Genomic DNA, 21,277 nt, shown 5'->3' on the forward strand with positions numbered 1-21,277 from the left:
TATCTCAATTTTAAAAATTAATATTGCAGATGATGATGTCTTTTATCTAATAAATCTTGAAGAAGTCGAGCTAATATTTTATCATTTGGTGGCGATACAATATTTAAATGATCGCCTGGGATAAAATGGATATTGACTCCTTTTAAGGCTGCTTTTTTCCATCCTAGGTGATCAGGATCCGAATTGTAATTTTGATCATCTTTTGCGCGAAACAATTCTACCTCAAAATCTTGTGGAATAAGATGATAACGATCAACGATTTTATTTACCATCGCACTAGTTTCTATATATTTAGTAAATGCTACAGCTTCTTGCTCAGTCATAATATCTTTAAAGCCAAAATATTTTTTTAATATATATTCTCTTTTTGCATTAGAACGTAATTTTAAAGCTTTCCAACTTGTTAGTATTTCTTTCAAAAAAGTTAATCTCCGACGAGTAATATCTTTATATCTAATTATTTTTTTTTGCGAATATGAAGCATAGAAATAGGATGAATCTAGATAAGTGTCTAAGGCTGCAATAATGCTTACTACTTGTCCTTTCTGCCTTAATTGCCGAGCCATTTCAAAAGCAACTATACCTCCAAACGAAAAACCAGCTAAAGCATACGGCCCTTTTGGATTTATTTTTATAATTGAATCGATGTAGCGAGCTGCCATTTCTTCGATTGATTCAAACCAATTATCAAATCCGTTAGGTCCTATGCCTTGGAAACCATAAACAGGTTGATCTGCGTCAAAATTATGAATTACAGTCGCGAAATTTAAAATATTAAGTCCGCCACCATGAACCATAAAAAGCGGATTTTTGGTACCATTAGGTTTGATAGGAACTAAAAAGTCATGTATAATTTCGTTATTTGCAAGTAATAATTTGGCAAACTTTTCAACTGTAGAATGTTCAAATAATGAAGATAAAGGAATTTTTTTACCAGTGCGCTTTTCTAATTCAAACATTACTTTTACCGCTTTTAGGGAATGTCCGCCCATTTCAAAAAAATTATGAAAAATATCGATATCTTCTAGATTCAAATTCTCTTCCCAAATAGAAGCTACCAACTTTTCCTCTTCTGTTCTCGGAGCAGTGCGTTCTTTTTTATTCTCTGAAATAGATTTAAAATCTAATAATATTTTTTTGTCTATTTTGCCATTTACTGTAGTTGGCATGTTAGCCAGAATATGAAAAACATTTGGTACCATGAAATAAGGTAATTGCGATGATAATTCATCTCGCCATGACTGCACCATTTTAAGCTCGTCATTGTCTTTTTTTTCTACAACAATGAAAGCAATAAGTATGTCATCTTTAGCCAGTACAACTGCTGATTTGATGGATTGAAGTTTTATTAATGCATGTTCAATTTCTCCTAGTTCTATTCGATATCCCCTTACTTTAACTTGTTGATCTATTCTGCCTAAACATTGTATATGCCCGTTGGGTAAAAGCTTCCCTAAATCACCAGATAAATACATTTTACCAGATGATCCATTTTGAAAAGGATTGGAAATAAATCGTTCTTCGTTGAGTTCAGGTCGATTTAGATAACCCAAGGATACACCGTCTCCCGCAATCGCAATTTCTCCAATTTCACCTTGAGCTACAGGTATTCCTTTTGTATCCAATAAATAAATTTGAGTATTGGCAACGGGTTTTCCTATGGTTAGTGGGTCATCAGTACTATTAATTTGAGTCAGTGACGAACATACAGTAGTTTCTGTTGGCCCATAAATATTCCATAATTCACTACATAAAGAAAGTAATTTTTGTGCTAAAGGTTTTGGCACAAGTTCGCCACCAATTAGTGCTTTAATATTTAAAGGTTTTTCCCAACCTGTATCTATAAGGATTTGCCAAATACTTGGAGTTCCCCAAATTACTGTTATATTATCAGAGCTGGCTTTTTCAAGTAAAAGTTTTCCATTAAGGCGAATATTTTCATCAACAAGCACAACACATGCTCCAAAAAGTAGCGGCAGGTATATTTCCATTACCATCGCATCAAAAGAGATAGTTGTTGTTGCAAATACTTTATCTTTTGCATTAATTCCAGGAGCAGCAGCCATAGAATAAAGCAGGTTTATTACATTGCAATGCGCAACTTGAACCCCTTTTGGCTTTCCTGTAGAACCTGATGTATAAATTATATATGCTCGGGATTCTGCAGCAATTCTTTGATTTATGGGTTCTGCTGATAAATGTATTATGGCTTTTAAAATTTCTGCGATAGATAGTGAAATTACTTTTGTCGAAAAGTTTGTTTTTAAGTTTAAACCAATATAAAAAGAAGCATTAGAATCTTCTATGGTTAAATCTACTCTTGCATCAGGATATAAGGTGTCAATAGGGACATAAGAAGCACCGCATTGTAAAACTGCAAAAAGGCAAGCAATTAATTCAGGTGATCGATCCAATGAAACTGCAACAACCTGTCCAGGTCTCAAGCCCTGAGACCAAAGATAATTAGCTATTTGATTAATCATTTTTCCTAATTCGGCGTAAGAAAGTTTTTGATCATTATGCTCTAGCGCAATTGCATCCGGGGATATAGCAACTCTCTCCGCGAAAAGCTCGTGCAAAGTGCTTTTTGGGTAATTGCTTTTTATTGCGTTTGGTTCTATATATTGTTTCGTAAAATCTCGGGACGTAAGTTGGCCTAAAGTCTGTGATGGTTCTTCTACAATTTTTTGTATGATATTTTCAAATGAAACCATCATCTTTTTAACGGTTTCTACCTCAAAAAGATTCTCATTAAACGACCATTCAAAAACAAGACTTTGTTCAGTACCACTCACATTAAGAAAAATTTCAAAAGCTTCAAAGGCTTTAGGATTGCTTTTTAAATTAAATTTTAAATTAGAAAAATGAACTCCGTCAGTCATGCCTAAATCAATATTAAAAGCAATAGGAACCAAAGGAATTCGAGATGGGTCACGCGCAACATTTAGTTTTTGTAAAAGCTGTCCAAAACTTAATCGCGAATGATCATAAGCATCATAAAGTTCTGATTTTCTTATTTTCAAATAATCGGTAAACGATAGTTTAGCGTTTAGTTTACTTCTTAAAGGAAGCAAATTAGCACAATGTCCAATCAAATGATTCATTCCTGTTACTGGTTGTCCCGCAGAAGGAAGTCCAATTACTAAATCATCTTGACCTGTTAACTGATATATTAAAACTTCAAAACAAGTTAGCAAGGTTGTAACTAAACTTGATCCATTATTTAAACCAATCTGTTTGAGATTTGACAATAATTCAAAATCCGTTGCAAAATCAAGACGATGACCTTTAAAAGTTCTAAGTGCTGGTCTGGGATTATCAGTAGGTAAATTTACAATAGGTATTGAATTTTCATAAATGGAAGACCAGAACTTTTCAGTTGCTTTATTCTCGTCACTCACACCATATAATTTTTCTTCATTGGCATAGATGCTAAATGGAATAGGTGCTGGTAAGTTAGGTATTGTATTTTGAACACAAGCAGAATAAATACTTCCTAAATCTTGAAGCATTATTCCAATAGACCAACCATCACAAATAATATGATGTGCTGTAATAACCAGACTATGCCGATTATTAGAAAGCGTAATTAAACCCACTTTGATTAATGGTCCCTTATTGAGGTCAAACAAAAAATGCGCATCGTCATCGATATACTTTTCTAACGCTTTTGTTTGGTCGAGTTGCTCTAAAGAACTTATATCTATGTCACTAAGTTCTACTGTTAATTGTTTGCAAATAGAAATATAAACGCCATCGGTGCTAAAAGTAGCACGAAGTGCTTCATGTCTTTCAATTAATAATTGTACAGCTTGATTCATAGCCAGTGAATCCAGCAAACCTATGAAATCTAATGTAATAGATTCATTATAGGATCTTGACCCATCTTTTCCGCCTAAATAACAAGCGGTCCAAATCTCAGATTGCGCTATCGTAGTAAATACAACACTTTCTATTTCAGGGCCTGCAAAAGGATCAAATTTATTATTTAAATTTAGCATAGCGTTTGATTTTTTTTATGTAAAATGGCTATCACACTCAAATTATTTTTTTTAAAAGGCACTTTTATCATACGATGTTGAATTTTTAGGAAATAAAAAAGTTACAAACTTATTTTAACGTATTCGCCAGTTTTCTTAGAATCCGCTACAAACCAAGCTGGATTACCTTCTTGATCCCTCCCTAATCTTGCACCATAAACAGGTGGTTTGCTGATTATACCATTGCAGTTTATTTCTAGGTCGTTTACGTTATTTCTTTCTGATCTGTTATTTTTAAAAAATCCTGCGGTAACCATTATCTGAAGACATTTTTTAAATGCATTGATAATTTGTGTGAGATCTTCCTCTTTATAGACTGCGGTCAAAAAGCAAGGGAAACCATCCCAAATATGAATACCGTTCTCGCGTAGTAAAGTGAACAGCAGTTCTCCGTAAAGCACATCTTCATCAAACTTAAGTCTCCACAAGGAACCAAAATGATTAATTATCATTGGCAAACCTTTTTGCCTAAATTCCAAGTTTAATTCATCAGCGAAACAACTTGTCATATCAGTAAGTCTTTGTTGCAAAGCAGGGCCTTCTTCTTTTAATTTTAATAAAGAAGCTTTAGACGCAGCTAGAGCTAAAGGATGTCTTACGAAAGTGCCAGCAAAATAAGTAACTCCCACTTCTGGAATAGAATCATCCCCAAACTGCCAATGCCCACCATCTAGAGCATCCATATATTTTTGTTTGCCAACAATGGCACCAATTGAAAGGCCGCCGCCCATTACTTTCCCGTAAGTTGCAAGATCAGCTTGAATATTAAAAAGGGCTTGAGCACCTCCAGGATGCATTCGGAAACCAGTGATAACCTCATCAAAAATAAGTGCTATTTCAGATTTGCTTGTTAATTCTCTCAATTTATGTAAAAACTCTACTGGCTGAAATTCAGGTCTTCTACTTTGCACTGGTTCCACAAGTACAGCTGCTAATTCATCTGCTCTTTTTGCAATTATGTTTAGACTTTCTTCTGTGCCATATTCTAAAATTAACATGTTTTGAACAGCCTCAGGCATAATTCCTGGCGCTGCGGGAAAAGTTATCATTTTTTTTGAGCCTCGAACTAAAGCTTCATCATTTATACCGTGATAGGAACCAGAAAAGGCAACAATCAATGATCGACCACTCACAGTTCTAGCAATACGCATAGCGCCTAAGACCGCTTCAGAGCCAGTATTGCAAAGTGCAGCTCGTTCATGATTAGTGAATTCACAAAGCAATTCACAAACTTCACCCGCTAATGGGTGTTGAGGTCCTACTTCAAATCCATTTTCAACTTGGCTGTGCAATGCTTCTTTAATAAAGTCAGGTTGATGACCAAAAAAACAAGATCCAAATCCGTTAAGAGCGTCAATATATTCGTTGCCATCAATATCCCACAAGCGATTGCCTCTAGATTTTTCAATAACGATTGGATATACAATTTCTTTGGTTAATGGTTTAAATCCAGAAACAACTCTTGGATCTGCCATAAAACTTCTGTTTTTTTGCGTGTAAGCTTTACTTGCAGCTGTTTTTTTTGTGTAGCTGGAAATTAAATTATCGAGAAATTCCTTTTGAGAAGAACTCATTTCTTTTGCTTGTTTTTCAATTCTTGGAGACGCGCCAAAAGGTTTTTTATGTTCTACAATTTCTTCTGGTGTTCTTAAATCATCAGTTGTGTTTTTGAGAATAATAGATGATTTTGAAACTTCATTTATTTCTTGAATTATCACATTATTAGGCTGAGTTATATTGTTGCCTTGAAAAAGTTCCATTTGCTTTCCTAAGAGCTGAAGCTGTTGCGCTATCAATCCTAAAGTATTATTGTTATGACCGTTCAATGCAGGATGCACTGCGTTTTGCACAGGAAACGAAGTCGCAATTGAGTTGGAAACAGTTTCCGCTGGATTATTGTTACTGAACTCTTCTTTTGGAAGATTTTGATCAAGGTAATCCGCTAAAAGTGAAGGAGAACTAAATTCTTCATTAAGTTGTCGGAAGGTAATTGGAATTTTAAAATCTTTCTTTAAACTAATTGCAAGCTGAGTAAGCGATAAAGAATCTAATCCAAGATCTAGAAAACTTTGAGAAAAAGCATCAGCTGGGAAATCTATACCTGAAGTTTGATTAACAATTGAAGAAATTTTGTTAAGAATAGTAGTTTTTCTCATGGGTTTATTTTCATTTAGATTGCTAATTGAATTTTGTTCTTCTTTTATTATCGGGCTTGACTTTTGTTCTGGACAATTTGGTGGATCGATCCAACAAAGTTTGCGATCGAAAACATAACTTGGCAATTCTATTTTTTGCCTTATTTGCTTTTTATAAAAAGCATCCCAATCAGGCTCTATTCCTTTAAGCCATAATTCGCCTAACGAATTAAGTATTGTAGCATATTCATTGTCCTGTTCTTTAAATTGCATTAAACTTGCAAATGCAGGAATTACTTTTCCAGCTCCTTGTTGTTTTGTCAAAGTAATTAAAGTTTGACCTGGCCCCATTTCTAAAAATATAGGGTTATCTAGTTCTAGAAGTGATGCTGCGGCAGCTGCAAATTTTACCGTATTTCGTAAATGGTCCGACCAGTATTTTGAACTACTAGCTTCATCATCGGTAAGTTTTAATCCTGTAACCGACGAGATGATTGGCAAATTAGGCTTACTAAGAGTTATTTTTTTTACTTCTGCTTCGAATAATTCTAAAATAGGATTCATCATAGCGGAATGAAACGCATGGCTGGTTAATAATAACTTATTTGCAATTTCCAAAACGTCTAGCGATGCAGCAAATTCTTTTACTATATGATTTTCACCTGCTACAACGCATAATAAATTTGAATTTATTGCTGCTATAGAAAGTGTATCTGGAATAATATTTTTTAATTTATCTTCGGTAAGCCTTACCGATAGCATACTTCCCTCTGGAAGTTGACTTACCAACCGACCTCTAATCGCAATTAAATGTAAAGCATCTTTTAAAGTAAATATTCCTGCGAGATGCGCTGCAACAAATTCGCCTATACTGTGCCCACATAATTTGGTAGGCTTGATTCCCCAACTTAACCATAGTTGAGATAAGGCATATTCAGTTACAAATAAAGCGGGCTGTGTGAATTGAGTATCTTTCAATTTAGCCTCTGTTTCTGCAGTGACCATTTCAGGATACAATATTTCAAGTATGTCTAATTTAAATTGGTCAAGTAAAATCTTGGCACATTGATCTACTGCCTCTCTGTAAACAGGCTCATTTTTATACAAATTCAAACCCATTTGCGAAAATTGAGATCCTTGACCAGGGAAAAGAAAAATAAGTTCGTTAGGTGCTATTGTCAAATGTGCATTTTTTACATTTTTCTTTTCTTTTGAAAGTAAATCTTGGCTAGCTTCAAAACAATTACTTGATAAAAGAAAACTTCTGTGTACAAAACTGTCGCGAGTTTTATTTAAGGAGTGCGAAACATCAGCTAATGTTAAATCAAGATTGGAATTAAGAAAATCCCCTAATTTAGTTTTAAAACCGTCTAAGCTGTTTTCTGATTTGGCAGACCACATTAATAATTGAAGTGGACGGCTTTTACCTGATATTTGTTGCTCTGCAGCATATTCTTCTACTATAACATGCACATTCGTACCTCCAACACCGAAGGAACTAACTCCAGCTCTTAAGGGCTCAATTGAATCCCACTTCATTAATTTTGAATTTACGTAAAACGGACTACTATCAAAATCGATTATTGGATTAGCTTTTTCAAATCCTAATGAAGGAGGTATCAACTTGTGATTCATAGCTAAGATTGTTTTGATCAATCCGGCCACTCCAGCGGCAGCAGTGAGATGCCCCATGTTACTTTTTATAGATCCAATTGCACAGAAACCATTTTTTGGCTGAGCGCCAAAAGCCATTTTCAGTCCTTCAATTTCAATAGGATCTCCAAGTGGCGTTGCGGTTCCGTGAGTTTCAATATAACTAATAGAATTAGGTTCAATTTGAGCATCTTGAATTGCTTTAGTAATAGCAATAGCTTGACCTTCTGTACTTGGCGCTGTAAAACTGCCTTTGCTTCCGCCATCATTTGTAACTCCTATTCCTTTTATAAGACCATATATTTTATCTCCATCTTTTTGCGCAGCTTCTAAATTTTTTAAAAGTACAACTCCAGCACCGTCACTAAACACAGTTCCCTTCCCTAATGAATCAAAAGAGCGGCAATGTCCGTCAGAACTTAACATAGAGCCTTCCTGATACAGATGTCCACTAAAAATAGGTGAAGTTACACTAGAGCCTCCAGCAATTGCAATGTCGCAATGGCCATTTCTTATAGATTCTACAGCTTCTGCAATAGCTAGGAGCGAAGTAGAGCAAGCAGAATAAATACTCACTGCTGGACCTTTTAAGTTTAAATGGTAAGCAGTTCTGGATGCTATATAATCTTTTTCATTGACTGTTTCTGCTTGAAGATATCCAACACTATCTAGCACTGCTGTATTAGGCAATATGTTTTTTTTATAATAAGTATTTGTTCCAACACCCGCATAAACACCTACACTTCTTTTGTAATGTTTAGGTAAGTAACCAGTTTGCTCCAGAACTTCCCACGCAATTTCTAAAAATAGTCGTATTTGTGGATCCATTACTTCAGCTAGTTTGGAGTTTATTCCAAAAAATGATGCATCAAATGTATTTGCGGAAGCTATAATGCCGCGGGCTCCAACGTAAAGCGGGTCATTTCGCAACGAATCTGGAATGCTTTCATCGAGCTCTTCCTTTTTAAAAAAACTAATAGTTTCTTTACCTTCTTGTAAAACAGTCCATAATTCATTTATTGTTTCTGCTCCAGGAAACCTGCCTGACATACCAATAATGGCTACATCGGCCGATTGTTTATTTATTTTCGCTTTTGAAAAATGAGACAAACTTGCTTTTTCTTGCATTTCTAGAAATTTACCAAGTATTGAGATCGTTGGGTATTGATACAAATTAGTAACCGATACATTTAAGTCGAGTCGTTTTCTAAGTAATGCAACAACTCGCTGGGTTAATAAAGATGTTCCACCCATCTCAAAAAAGTTATCATCGACTCCAATTATGGGAATCTGCAGTTGTTCACTCCAAATTTTTACGATTTGTTTTTCAATTTTCGTAGTTGCTTCTTTTAAAAGCGGTGCCGATTCTGGTCGAACATATTCTGGACGTGGTAAATTATTTTTATCGATTTTTCCGTTGGTTGTTATTGGAAAATCATTGACCCACATAATAAACGATGGTACCATAAATTCAGGCAGAAGTTTTTCAAGTTTTTGCCGAATGCTGTTTGTATCTTTTATAGTTCCATCAGCTTGTAAATAGGCAACCAAGTTAGGTTCTCCGCCTATGTGATTACTCACTAAAACTGTTGCTCTTTTTATTTCAGGCAAATTATTTATTACAGTCTCAATTTCTCCTAATTCTATTCGATGTCCTCTAACCTTAACTTGTTGATCAATCCTACCCAAACAGAGCAGATTTCCATCAGGTAACAACTTCCCTAAATCTCCTGACATATACATTTTACTATCTAATTCATTCTGAAATGGATTAGGAATAAATCGTTCTTCATTAAGCTCAGGTCGATTGAGATAACCCAAGGATACGCCGTCTCCCGCAATTGCTATTTCTCCAACTTCACCCTCGGCAACTTGCATTCCTAGAGAGTCTAACAAATGAATTTGAGTATTAGCTATTGGTTTTCCGATAGTTATTGGGTCATCCGTAATTTTAATTTGTGTGAGTAACGAGCAAACTGTAGTTTCTGTGGGTCCATAAATATTCCATAATTCATTGCAGAGCGAAAGTAATTTTTGTGCTAAAATTTTTGGTACAGGTTCACCACCAATTAGCGCTTTAATATTTAAAGATTTTTCCCAACCTGAATCGACAAGAATTTGCCAAATGCTAGGAGTTCCCCACATTACTGTTATATTGTCGGAGATAGCTTTTTCAAGTAAAAGTTTTCCATCTCTGCGAGTATCTTCGTCAACAAGTACTATGCAAGCTCCAAAAAGTAGCGGTAGGTAAATTTCCATCACCATGGCATCAAATGAAATAGTTGTAACCGCAAATATTTTATCTTCTGCACAAATTCGAGGAGCTAAAGCCATAGAATAAAGTAGATTAATTACCGTACAGTGAGCAACTTGCACTCCTTTTGGTATTCCAGTAGATCCAGATGTATAAATAATATAAGCGGGGGAATCTGATGGAATATTCAGTTTTAAAGATTCTGTAGATAAATACGTGACAGCATTTAAAATTTCATCAACAGAAACCAAAATTACTTTTGTAGTAAAGTTTTTTTTTGAGTTTAAACCAATGTAAAATGCAGCATTTGAATCCTCAATCGTCAGATCGACTCTGGCGTCAGGATACAAAGTATCAATTGGAACGTACGAGGCACCACATTGTAAAACTGCAAAAAGGCAAGCAATTAATTCAGGTGATCGATCTAGTGAAACAACTACAACCTGTTCAGGTCTCAAGCCCTGAGACCAAAGATAATTGGCTATTTGATTGATCATTTTTCCTAATCCATCATAAGAAAGTTTTTGATCCTTGAATTCAAGAGCAATTGCATTTGGACACACAGCAACTCTTTGCGCAAAAAGCTCGTGTAAAGTACTTTTTGGATACTGCATTTTTTGTCCAATCATTGGATTGTCTAAACTATTGTTTTTATGTCTTTCCATTTTAATTATATTAAAAATTAAGAAGAATCAAATAATACATTCAAAACTAAATCCAAAGACAATGTTGCGAAATAAATTCGCATTATTTTTTATTTAATATGGAAGTTTTGGGAAGATTTAAAATTAATTTGGCACCTCACTTTGATTTTCAATTGAATTATTTTGATATGTTAATTTTAAATAATTTATACAAAATAAGGAAAAAGTTTGAGTTATTAGTTACATTTTCTGTATAATACTAATATTAACGATGAATAGCCTATTTTAATGTAGATACGATAATTTTATTAAAAATGAACAGAGAATTTTAATAGTTTAATATTTTTAACAGCACTTTTACATCTAATTATTAAATTTTTTAACAGAAGAAAATCATTTTTATATACCCTTTTGTGTTCTTAAAATTTAGATGTATTGATTTTTCGAGATAATTTGGTTCGTAGAAGCAATAAACTAAAAATGAATTGTATAAACCATAAGCGAAACAATAGCTTCCTGATTATTTTAAGAATGATATTTTATTATATTGTATTTGCTTTTAAAGTCGGCAACGGACTTAAAAGCACAAAATTCTCGGCGAATAAAATACTAATTTGGATAATTAGTTTTGAATAATTGTGGTCAAACAATTAGTGGTTTCATCAATCTTAGTTTGCAATGATTTTATTCTGATAGTTTTAAGAATATTTTACTCTAGATATATGCATGTTTCTCATTTAACAGATTCTGAATCATTTTTGCTAATACTTTGTCGTGTGGGGGTGCTACAATCCCTAAATGATTACCAGAGATATTGTGAATTGTAATACCCTTTAATGCCGCTTTTTTCCATCCTAAGTGTGTTGAATCTAATTTGTAGTTGTCATCATCTTTTGAACGAAATAAATCTACGTTACAGTTTTGCGGTTTAAGGTGATAGCGATCAACAATTTTTTTAACCATGCTATCAGCTTCTATAAATTCCTTAAGTGCTAGTGCTTCTTGTTCAGTCATATTATCTTTTAGTCCAAAATACTTTTTTTGTAAATATTCTTTTTTTGAGCTTACACGCAATTTTAATGATTTCCAGCTTGTAAGCATTCCTGTTAAGTAATCTAATCGTCTATAAGTATGATCATAATATCTTACTACTCTTTTTTGCAAAGGAGATGCATAATAATACGATGAATCAACATACGTATCTAATAAAGCTATAATACTTACCGTTTTTCCTTGTTCTCTTAATTGGCGTGCAATTTCAAAAGCAACGATGCCTCCAAACGAAAATCCAGCAACTGCATAAGGTCCTTTGGGATTTATTTTTATAATTGACTCTATGTAGCAAGCTGCCATATCTTCGATAGATTCAAACCAATTATCATAGCCATTTGGGCCAATTCCCTGAAAACCATAAACGGGTTGGTTTTCATCAAAGTGATTAATTACGTGCGCAAAATTTAAGATATTAAGTCCCGCTCCATGAACTATAAAAAGAGGGGTTTTATTTCCGCTTGGTTTAAGTGGTACTAAAAAATTTGATAAAATTTCACTTTCAGTTTTTAATAATTTGGCAAATTTTTCAACAGTAGAATATTGGAATAAGGACGAAAGAGGAAATCGTTTGCCAGTATGTTTCTCTATTTCAATCATAACAGATACCGCCTTAATTGAATGTCCACCTATTTCGAAAAAATTACTAAAAATATCTATATTTTCAATATTTAAATTTTTTTTCCAAATAGTGGCAACTATTTTTTCTTCTTCTGTTCTGGGAGCAGTATATTCTTCTTTACATTTAAAATTTGATTTATATTGTAATAATGCTTTCCGATCTATTTTATCGTTTATGGTAGTTGGCATTTTGTCCAAAACATGAAAAACATCTGGAACCATAAAAGTGGGTAATTGTGAAGCCAATTCATTTCGCCATAACCGAATTAGATCAAGTTCGTTACTGTATTCAAAATCTGCTATAATAAAAGCAATTAAAATATCTGTTTCAGCTAAAACAACAGCCGATTTAATACCATCAATTGACATTAAAACATGTTCAATTTCTCCTAATTCTATGCGGTAACCCCGTACTTTTACTTGTTGATCTATTCTTCCTAGACATTGCAATTGACCATTAGGTGAAATTTTTCCTAAATCGCCAGAAAGGTACATTTTACGACCAGATTGAAAAGGATTATTTATAAAACGTTCATTTGTGAGTTCAGAGCGATTAACATATCCTAAAGACACTCCATCTCCAGCTATAACAATTTCTCCTACCTCACCTTGAATTACAGGTATTCCTTTTGGGTTCAAAATATAAATTTGAGTGTTGGCAATAGGTTTTCCGATTGTTATTGGATTATCATTTACTGAAATTTGAGTTAGGGCACAACATACGGTAGTTTCAGTGGGTCCATAAATGTTCCATAATTCACTGCATCGTGAAAGCAGTTCATGAGCCAAGTGCAATGGCACGGGTTCGCCACCAATAAGTGCTTTCATATTCAAGGGTATTTCCCATCCTGAATTTAGTAGAATTTGCCACATGCTTGGAGTTCCCCACATGACCGTGATTTTATCCTTTATAGCTTTTTTAAGTAAAAGCTGTCCATCGCTCCTAGTTTCGTCATCAACAAGCACAACACAAGCTCCAAAAAGTAGTGGTAAGTAGATTTCCATTACCATCGCATCAAATGCAATGGTTGTTAATGCAAATATTTTATCCTTTGCACTAATTCCTGGCTCTTTTGCCATCGAATAAATAAGGTTTATAACATTGCGATGAGCAACTTTAACGCCTTTTGGTTTTCCAGTAGATCCAGAGGTATAAATTATATATGCTGCAGATTTAGTTGAAACCTTAAGATTTACAGGTTCTGATGGGAAATCCAATATTGCATTTAATATTTCTCCGACAGAAAGAGAAATAACTTTGTTTGGCAAGTTCCTTTTTGTATCTAAACCTATATAAAAAGTAGCATCTGAATCTTCAATCATTAAATTTAGTCTTGCTTCAGGATACGAGATATCTATAGGAATATAACATGCACCACATTGCAAAACAGCGAAAAGGGAAGCTATTAATTCAGGGGATCTATCCAATGAAATAGCAACAGTTTGTCCAGGTCTCAAACCTTGAAACCAAAGATAATTTGCCATTTGATTTATCATTTTTCCTAATTCACGATAGGTGATTTTTTTATCATTAAACTCAAGTGCAATTGAACTAGGAAAAATCTCAACTCTTTTAGCAAAAAGTTCATGCAATGTGCTCTTGGGATAGCTGGTTAAGATTCCGCTTATTTCATTATAATCCTTTTTAAAATCTTGAAATGTAATTTGACTTATAGATTTTGAAGGGTCCTCAACAACTTTTTGTAATATTTTTTCAAATGTTATCATCATTTGATTTATCGTTTCTTGATTGAATAGAGTAGTATTATAAGTCCATTGAAATGATGGTCCATTTTTAGTCCTAAAAGCATGAAGTTGAATTTCAAAGGTTGCATATTGTCTTGGGTTAATTTTAAATTCATGAGAAAGACCTGAAAATGAAAACTCATTTTCGATATCTCTATTCAAATCGACAGTAAATACTATTGGTATTAAAGGAATTCTTGAAGGATCTCGCGCTATTGCAAAACTCTTAAGAAGATGCCCAAAAGTAACTTGCTGATGTTCATAAGCATCAAACAGTTGCGAATTTCTTTGTTTTAGATAGTTTAAGAAGCTAAGGTTTGGATCAACTTTACTGCGCAAAGGAAGTAGATTTACACAATCGCCGACTAATTGTCTCATATCGTATAATATATTTCCTGACGATGGAAATCCTACTACTAAATCATTTTGATTAGTAAGTTTGTATAAAAGAACTTCGAAAGCAGCAAGCAAAGTTGTAACTAAACTGCAACCATTACTAACTCCTATATTTTTTAATGCGTTTATAATTTTATCATCCAAAGGAAAATCCATGCGATGACAGTTATAGGTACGTACCTCAGGTCGAACGAAATCTAGTTTTAAGTCAATTGTGGGAACCGATTCCTTATAAATGTTTAGCCAAAAATCTTCTACAGGTTTGTACTCCCTACTTTCGATAAATGAATTAGTTTTTTCGGCAAATTCACTAAAACGTTCAGGATTAGGAAGTATTGGTGTTGCATTTTCTATGAATGCAGAATATAGTGTGCCGAGTTCTTCTAATATTATGTCAAAACTCAGTCCATCTCCAATAATATGATGGAATGTTAGAGTTAAAAGATATTCCAAATCCTCGATTTTTATTAAACTAACTCTAAATAAAGGACCGTTGACAAGGTCAAAAAGAGAATCAACTTCTTCTTTTATTACAGTATTAATGGAAACTTCTTTTTCAGGGAATATTTGATTAGAAAAATTAATATGAGAAATTTCGATATTGACATCGCTGTAAATACTCATAAAGCGCCCGTCAGGACTAAATGTAGCTCTCAAACATTCATGACGTTGCACTAAAGTCTTTACTGCTTGTTCAAGTTTATCAACTATTAACCTACCTTTAAATTTAATGGATACAGACAGGTTATAAGCTTTGTTAGCTTCATGGCCACCAAACATACAATCAGTCCATATTTCTAATTGTGAATTTGTAGCATAAATTACTCTTTCAATTTCAAGCGAAAATGGATTAAATAGAGTTTCAATTTGTAGTTCAGTTTGATCTTTCATGATTCTATTTTTTTTAAATGTGATTGTACCGTTTTTTACATTGACAATTTAAAATAGTAGTTAATTACTATGTTCATTTGGTTCTATGGACTTTATCTTCACAAAACTTCCTTTTTGGTTGGAATTTTCTATAAACCATGCAGGATATCCATTTTCATCTCGTCCCAATTTCCACCCTTTTACAGGAGATTCATTTGCCATTATAATGTACTTTTTTCCTGCTGGTTTGGTCTCAAATAACTGCTGACCACTATTCTTTGAAATATCAAAAAAATTTTTTTGTTTTCGATCACCATTTTTTTTGACTCGATTTTTAGTAGTAAAGTTATTGGAAAAAAAAGGATCTATTTTTGGATTATCTTTTATTGAATTTCCGTTTAATAAAGAGTTTTGATGAATTTGTAATTGGTCAATCTTATCATTCAAAAGCTGTATTTGATGAACGACTTGTTCTAATAAAATTTGATTGCTATTGGATGCAAATTGAATGTCATTTGTTAAATCTAGAGACTCAATATTTTGTTTATTAGGCCTTTCTATTACATTAGGAAATTCATCAGGATGCTCTTTGGGAAGATTTTTATTAATATAATCCGCTAAAAGCAATGGTGTTGGAAAACCTTCATTCAATTGTCTAAAAGTAATTGGTAAATCAAACTCTTTTTTCAATCTTCCTGATAATTGAGTAAGCGATAAAGAATCTAAACCTAGTTCTAAGAAAGTATTAATAGCTGATTCAGATTCATAAGTTATACCTGACGCACTGGTAATGATTTTTGCTATCTTAATAAGTATGGAATCTTTTCTTGTATCGTTTGTTTTGATACTTCTACTATCTGTTTTTAATATAACTTTGTCTGCATCTGAAACTAAAGGCATATTATTTGAGACCTGAACCTTTTGAATAACCTTTTTTTCAGCATTAATGAGAGGCTCAATCCAACAAGGTTTGCGATCAAAAACATAACTTGGCAAATCGACCTTTTGTCTTTGTTGTTTTTCATAAAAAGAATTCCAATCAGGGTTTACACCTCTGAGCCATAGCTCCCCTATGGCATTTAATAAAGTAGTATATTCGTTTTCTTTAACATCTTTAGAAAAAGTCAAACTAGGAAAAGCAGCTATAATTTTACCAGAAGCTTGCTGACGAGCTAAGGTAGTGAGGGTTTGACCTGGACCTACTTCTAATAATATATAATCATCTAATTCAAATGCGGTATCTATTGCATCTGCAAACCGTACTGTACTTTTTAAATGACTAACCCAATAAATGGGACTTATAGCTTCAATATCGGTAAGCCAAGTTCCTGAAACTGTCGAAATAATAGGCAATCTAGGAATATTTAGTTTTATTTTTTCTATTTCCTCTTTAAAAGATTCTAAAATAGGATCCATCATAAAAGAGTGAAATGCATGACTTGTGATAAGTATCTTATTTGGAATATCAAGATCTTCAAGTTCTTGATTAAAAATAGCTATGTCTTGATTTGTGCCTGAAACAACACAAAACTGATTTGAATTTATTGCAGCAACTGAAAGTGTTTCTGGGAGTAGTTCACGCAACCTTTCTATTGAAACGCGAACTGCCAGCATAGATCCAGTTGGTAATTGACTTATTAAACGACCCCGAACTGCGACTATGTGTAATGCATCTTTTAAATTTAGAATCCCTGCTAAATGTGCTGCAGTAAATTCTCCAATACTGTGACCGCAAAGGAAAGTCGGTTTTATTCCCCAACTCATCCATAACTGAGATAAAGCATATTCTGTAACGAATAAAGCGGGTTGTGTTAAGCGAGTATCTTTGAGAAGCGCTATGGCATCACTTGAATTAATTTCTGGATAGATTACGTGACGAATATCTAATTTTAAATCTTCCATCAATAGTTCAGCACATTTATCTACGGAATCACGATACACTTTCTCGTTATCATATAAAGTTTTGCCCATTTGCAAATATTGAGCTCCTTGTCCAGGAAAGAGAAATCCCATTTCAGTAGTTACACTCTTTAACTGGAAGGGTTTAGTATTTTTTGTTTTTTTAGAAAGTAATTTCTCAGCAGCATCATTCATAGAATCAGCTACTATAAAACTTCTATGACTAAACTCCTCTCTAGTTATGTTTAATGAATACGCTATGTCTGCCAAAGCTATGTTTTTCGATCTATCAATAAAATTACCCAACTCATTTTCGTAACCCAGTAAACTGTTTCGACTTTTTGCAGACCATAACAGTAATTGAAGAGGTCGTCCGCATGAAGATTTAGTAGGTTCTATATCATATTCTTCGACAATAACATGAACATTTGTGCTGCCGATGCCAAACGAACTCACTCCAGCTATTCTTTTACCATCCACATCCCAATCAATCAACTTGCGATTTATATAGAAAGGGCTATTTTCAAAATCTATATTTGGATTTGGAGTATTAAAACCCACCATGGGAGGTATTTGCTTATGGCGCATTGACAAAATTGTTTTAATCAAACCTGCAACACCGGCTGCAGCTGTGGTATGTCCCATATTACTTTTAATGGACCCTAACGCACAGTAACCATTTTTTTCTTGTTTGCCATAAGCTATTTTAAGTCCTTCTATTTCTATTGGGTCTCCAATAGGAGTTGCGGTACCGTGTGCTTCTAGATAACTAATAGTTGAAGGTAATATTTGTGCATCATTGAGCGCATTAATTATTGCTCCAGCTTGACCTTTAGAACTTGGAGCCATAAAACTGCCTTTGTCTCCTCCGTCATTATTTATACCCACTCCTTTTATTAGTCCATATATAATGTCTCCATCTCTTTGAGCATCTGCTAATCTTTTTAGTAAAACTACTCCAGCTCCATCACTAAAAACGGTACCTTTTCCAGAAGCCTCAAAAGGTCGAGTGCGTCCGTCTGGGCTTTTTATAAATCCATCGTCGTAAAGATGACCACTGTAAATTGGTGCAGTAACACTTGATCCTCCAGCAAGAGCGACATCACACATACCGGCTCTAATTGCTTTTACAGCTTCTGCAACTGCTAATAAAGAAGTTGAGCAGGCGGAATGTACGCTGACGGAAGGGCCTTTTAAATTTAAATGATATGAAGTACGAGGAGCAATAAAATCTTTTCCATTAACAGTATATATTTGTAATTCACCTATCTGATTTTTTAATTCATTGTTGTTAAATATATTATTTTCATAATAAGTATTGATTTCAGAGCCCGAATAGACTCCTATACTACCATTATAATGTTTAGGCAAATGTCCTGATTGTTCTAATGCTTCCCATGCAATCTCTAAAAATATCCTTATTTGAGGATCCATTGCTGCAGCAAGTTGTGGATTTAATCCAAAGAAATTAGCATCAAATGTTTTAGCAGAAGGCAAAAGTCCTCTTGCGCCAATATAAAGAGGGTCGCTACGAAGACTTTCAGGTAAACTGATATCTAATTCTTCTTTTGAAAAAAATGATATTGTTTCTTTCCCTTCCTTTATATTTTCCCATAATTCCGGTATAGAATCAGAACCAGGAAATCTCCCAGCCATACCAATTATTGCAATGTCTGTTGAATTTGTTTTTTCAATAGTTTTTTTCAATTCAAATAATTTTTCCTCGCTTCTATTCTCACCTAAAATAATAGAAAGTTCACCAATTGTAGGGTGAATATAAATTTTTGAAACAGGTAGCTCTATCAATAGGCGTTTTCTCGTCAATGAAGATACTTTTTGTGCTAAAATTGAACTACCGCCCATATCAAAAAAATTATCATCAATGCCAATATTTGGTATTTGCAATTCCTCACGCCAAATCTTTGCAATATCTTTTTCTAATTGAGTGTTGGGTTTCTTAAAAAGAGGGGCAGAAACAGGTCTTTTATATTTAAAAACGGGTAAGTTTTTTTTATCAATTTTTCCATTTGGAGTTATTGGAAAATCATCCACTAAAATGTATTTAGATGGTAATAATATTTCTGGTAAAATTTTTGAAAGTTCATTATGAATTAGCTTTTCATCTAGTAATTGCTCATCGCATTTTAAATAAGCCACAAGTTTATCTTCATTTCCAAAATACTTACTAACAATTACAGCGGATTGCTTTATGCCAAGAATACTATTCAAAGTAGCTTCTATTTCCCCTAATTCAATACGGTGTCCTCTTATCTTTACTTGATTGTCGATCCGTCCTAAGCATTGAAATTCTCCATTTGCTAATAATTTTCCTAGGTCTCCAGTACGGTAAAGAATAGAGTTTACTTTTTTTGAAAATGGATTTGGTATAAATTTTTCACTAGTAAGCTCAGGTCTTTTCCAATAACCTTGAGTAACACCGTCACCGCCAATAACAATTTCTCCAACTGATCCAGGTACAACAGCCTGTCCTTGTTCATTCAATAAGTAAATTTGAGTATTGCCAATAGGCAGCCCAATTGTGATTACCTCATCTTCTTCAAGAATTTGTTTAGTAATAGACCAAATCGTAGTTTCTGTTGGGCCATACATATTCCAAAGTGAATCACATTTTGAAATTAGCTGACGTGCAAGATTCAAAGGCATAGCTTCGCCACCACAAAGCGCTTTTAAAGCTAGCGGGGTTTCCCAGCCAGAATCCAGCAGCAATTGCCATGTAGTAGGAGTAGCCTGCAGTATAGTGATTTCTTTTTCTTTTAAAAGACGGAGTAAAATGTGACCATCACGTGTAGTCTCATAATCAGCAAAAACTAATGAAGCGCCTTTTATTAGGGGAAGAAACAATTCCAGACCTGCAATATCAAACGAAATTGTAGTAATTGACAATAATTTATCGTTTATATTTATTCCAGGTTTAAGCGCCATGCAAAAAATAAAGTTCACTAAATTCCTATGAGTTACAGCAACTCCTTTAGGTTTTCCAGTTGATCCAGAAGTATAAATTAAATAAGCAACTGCCTGATGGGGAACGGTAACTAAAATTCTCTTTTCAGGGAAATTATCAAGCACTGAAAATGCCTCTTCGATTAATATCGTTTTTGAACAATTTGGTCCCGAACTCAAAAGTGATGCTGTAGTTATTAAAAAACTAGCGTCACTATCTTGAAACATATAATCTAATCGTGCAGTTGGAAATTTTGGATCCAAAGGTAAATAAGCAGCTCCGCATTGTAATATAGCAAAAAGAGAAACAATTAATTTAGGAGATCGATCCAGAGAAACAGCAACAATTTGTCCAGGGCGTAAACCTTCTGCAAAAAAATAATTTGCCATTTGATTTACTAATTTTTCTAATTGCTTGTACGTCAACTGTTCACTATCATATTCAAGAGCTATCGAATTAGGAGATATTTCTGCTTGCTCAGCAAATAGCTGGTGCAGCGTGCTTTTGGGATACGCTATTTTAGCTCCACTTATCTCGTTTCCAAAACTGTTGTTGTTAGTTCCTTTCATTTTTGATTAATTAAAATTGAAGATTATTATTTTAATAAAATATTTTTTAAAATAAGTGACAACAAAATATTGAAGAATATAATTATAACTGAAAATTGGGGCCTTGTTTGAAATAGGTTAATAGTTTACATTATCATAAACTTGCTGCACAAAGAAGTTTTATTATGACAAAAAAAGTGGTGTTAGTAGAAACTCCAAAACTTTGTCTAAAAAGTCAATATTTATCAAATTAATGAAAAAAATATTATTAACACTTTTGTTTTCTATATAAAGCTTTTATTGTCGGTGAATTGCATTTTTTCTAGTGGTTTTTAAAAAAAACTGCGAATTTTGAAAGTATTTTTAAATAATAAAACCTGATTATTTCGCAACTAATTATATTTATACATACTTTTTCAAATATAGCGGCGTTACTGTAAAATAGTATTTCTGATGATT

The 21,277-nt window shown here is 33.6% G+C and carries 4 protein-coding genes; all 4 read right to left on the reverse strand.

The genetic code is table 11. From position 1 onward, the window contains the following. Window positions 1-17 precede the first annotated feature (17 nt). Window positions 18-4,001, reverse strand: a complete 3,984-nt coding sequence (locus BUB42_RS14985; protein ID WP_073021823.1) for a non-ribosomal peptide synthetase — start codon at window positions 3,999-4,001, stop codon at window positions 18-20. Window positions 4,002-4,102: 101 nt separating this feature from the next. Continuing rightward, window positions 4,103-10,747 carry a polyketide synthase gene (locus BUB42_RS14990; RefSeq protein ID WP_211517693.1) on the reverse strand — a complete coding sequence of 2,215 codons (6,645 nt, stop codon included), beginning with the start codon at window positions 10,745-10,747 and terminating at the stop codon, window positions 4,103-4,105. 693 nt (window positions 10,748-11,440) lie between these two features. Beyond that, the gene (locus BUB42_RS14995) at window positions 11,441-15,430 is read right to left on the reverse strand and encodes a non-ribosomal peptide synthetase (protein WP_073021825.1); all 3,990 of its coding nucleotides are present in this window, start codon (window positions 15,428-15,430) and stop codon (window positions 11,441-11,443) included. Window positions 15,431-15,490: 60 nt separating this feature from the next. Further along, entirely contained in the window at window positions 15,491-20,839 is a 5,349-nt protein-coding gene (locus tag BUB42_RS15000) for a type I polyketide synthase (RefSeq protein ID WP_073021827.1), read from the reverse strand. Between the last annotated feature and the right edge of the window lie 438 nt (window positions 20,840-21,277).

This window comes from Flavobacterium micromati (assembly GCF_900129585.1).
In the GTDB taxonomy this organism is placed as follows: Bacteria; Bacteroidota; Bacteroidia; order Flavobacteriales; family Flavobacteriaceae; genus Flavobacterium; species Flavobacterium micromati.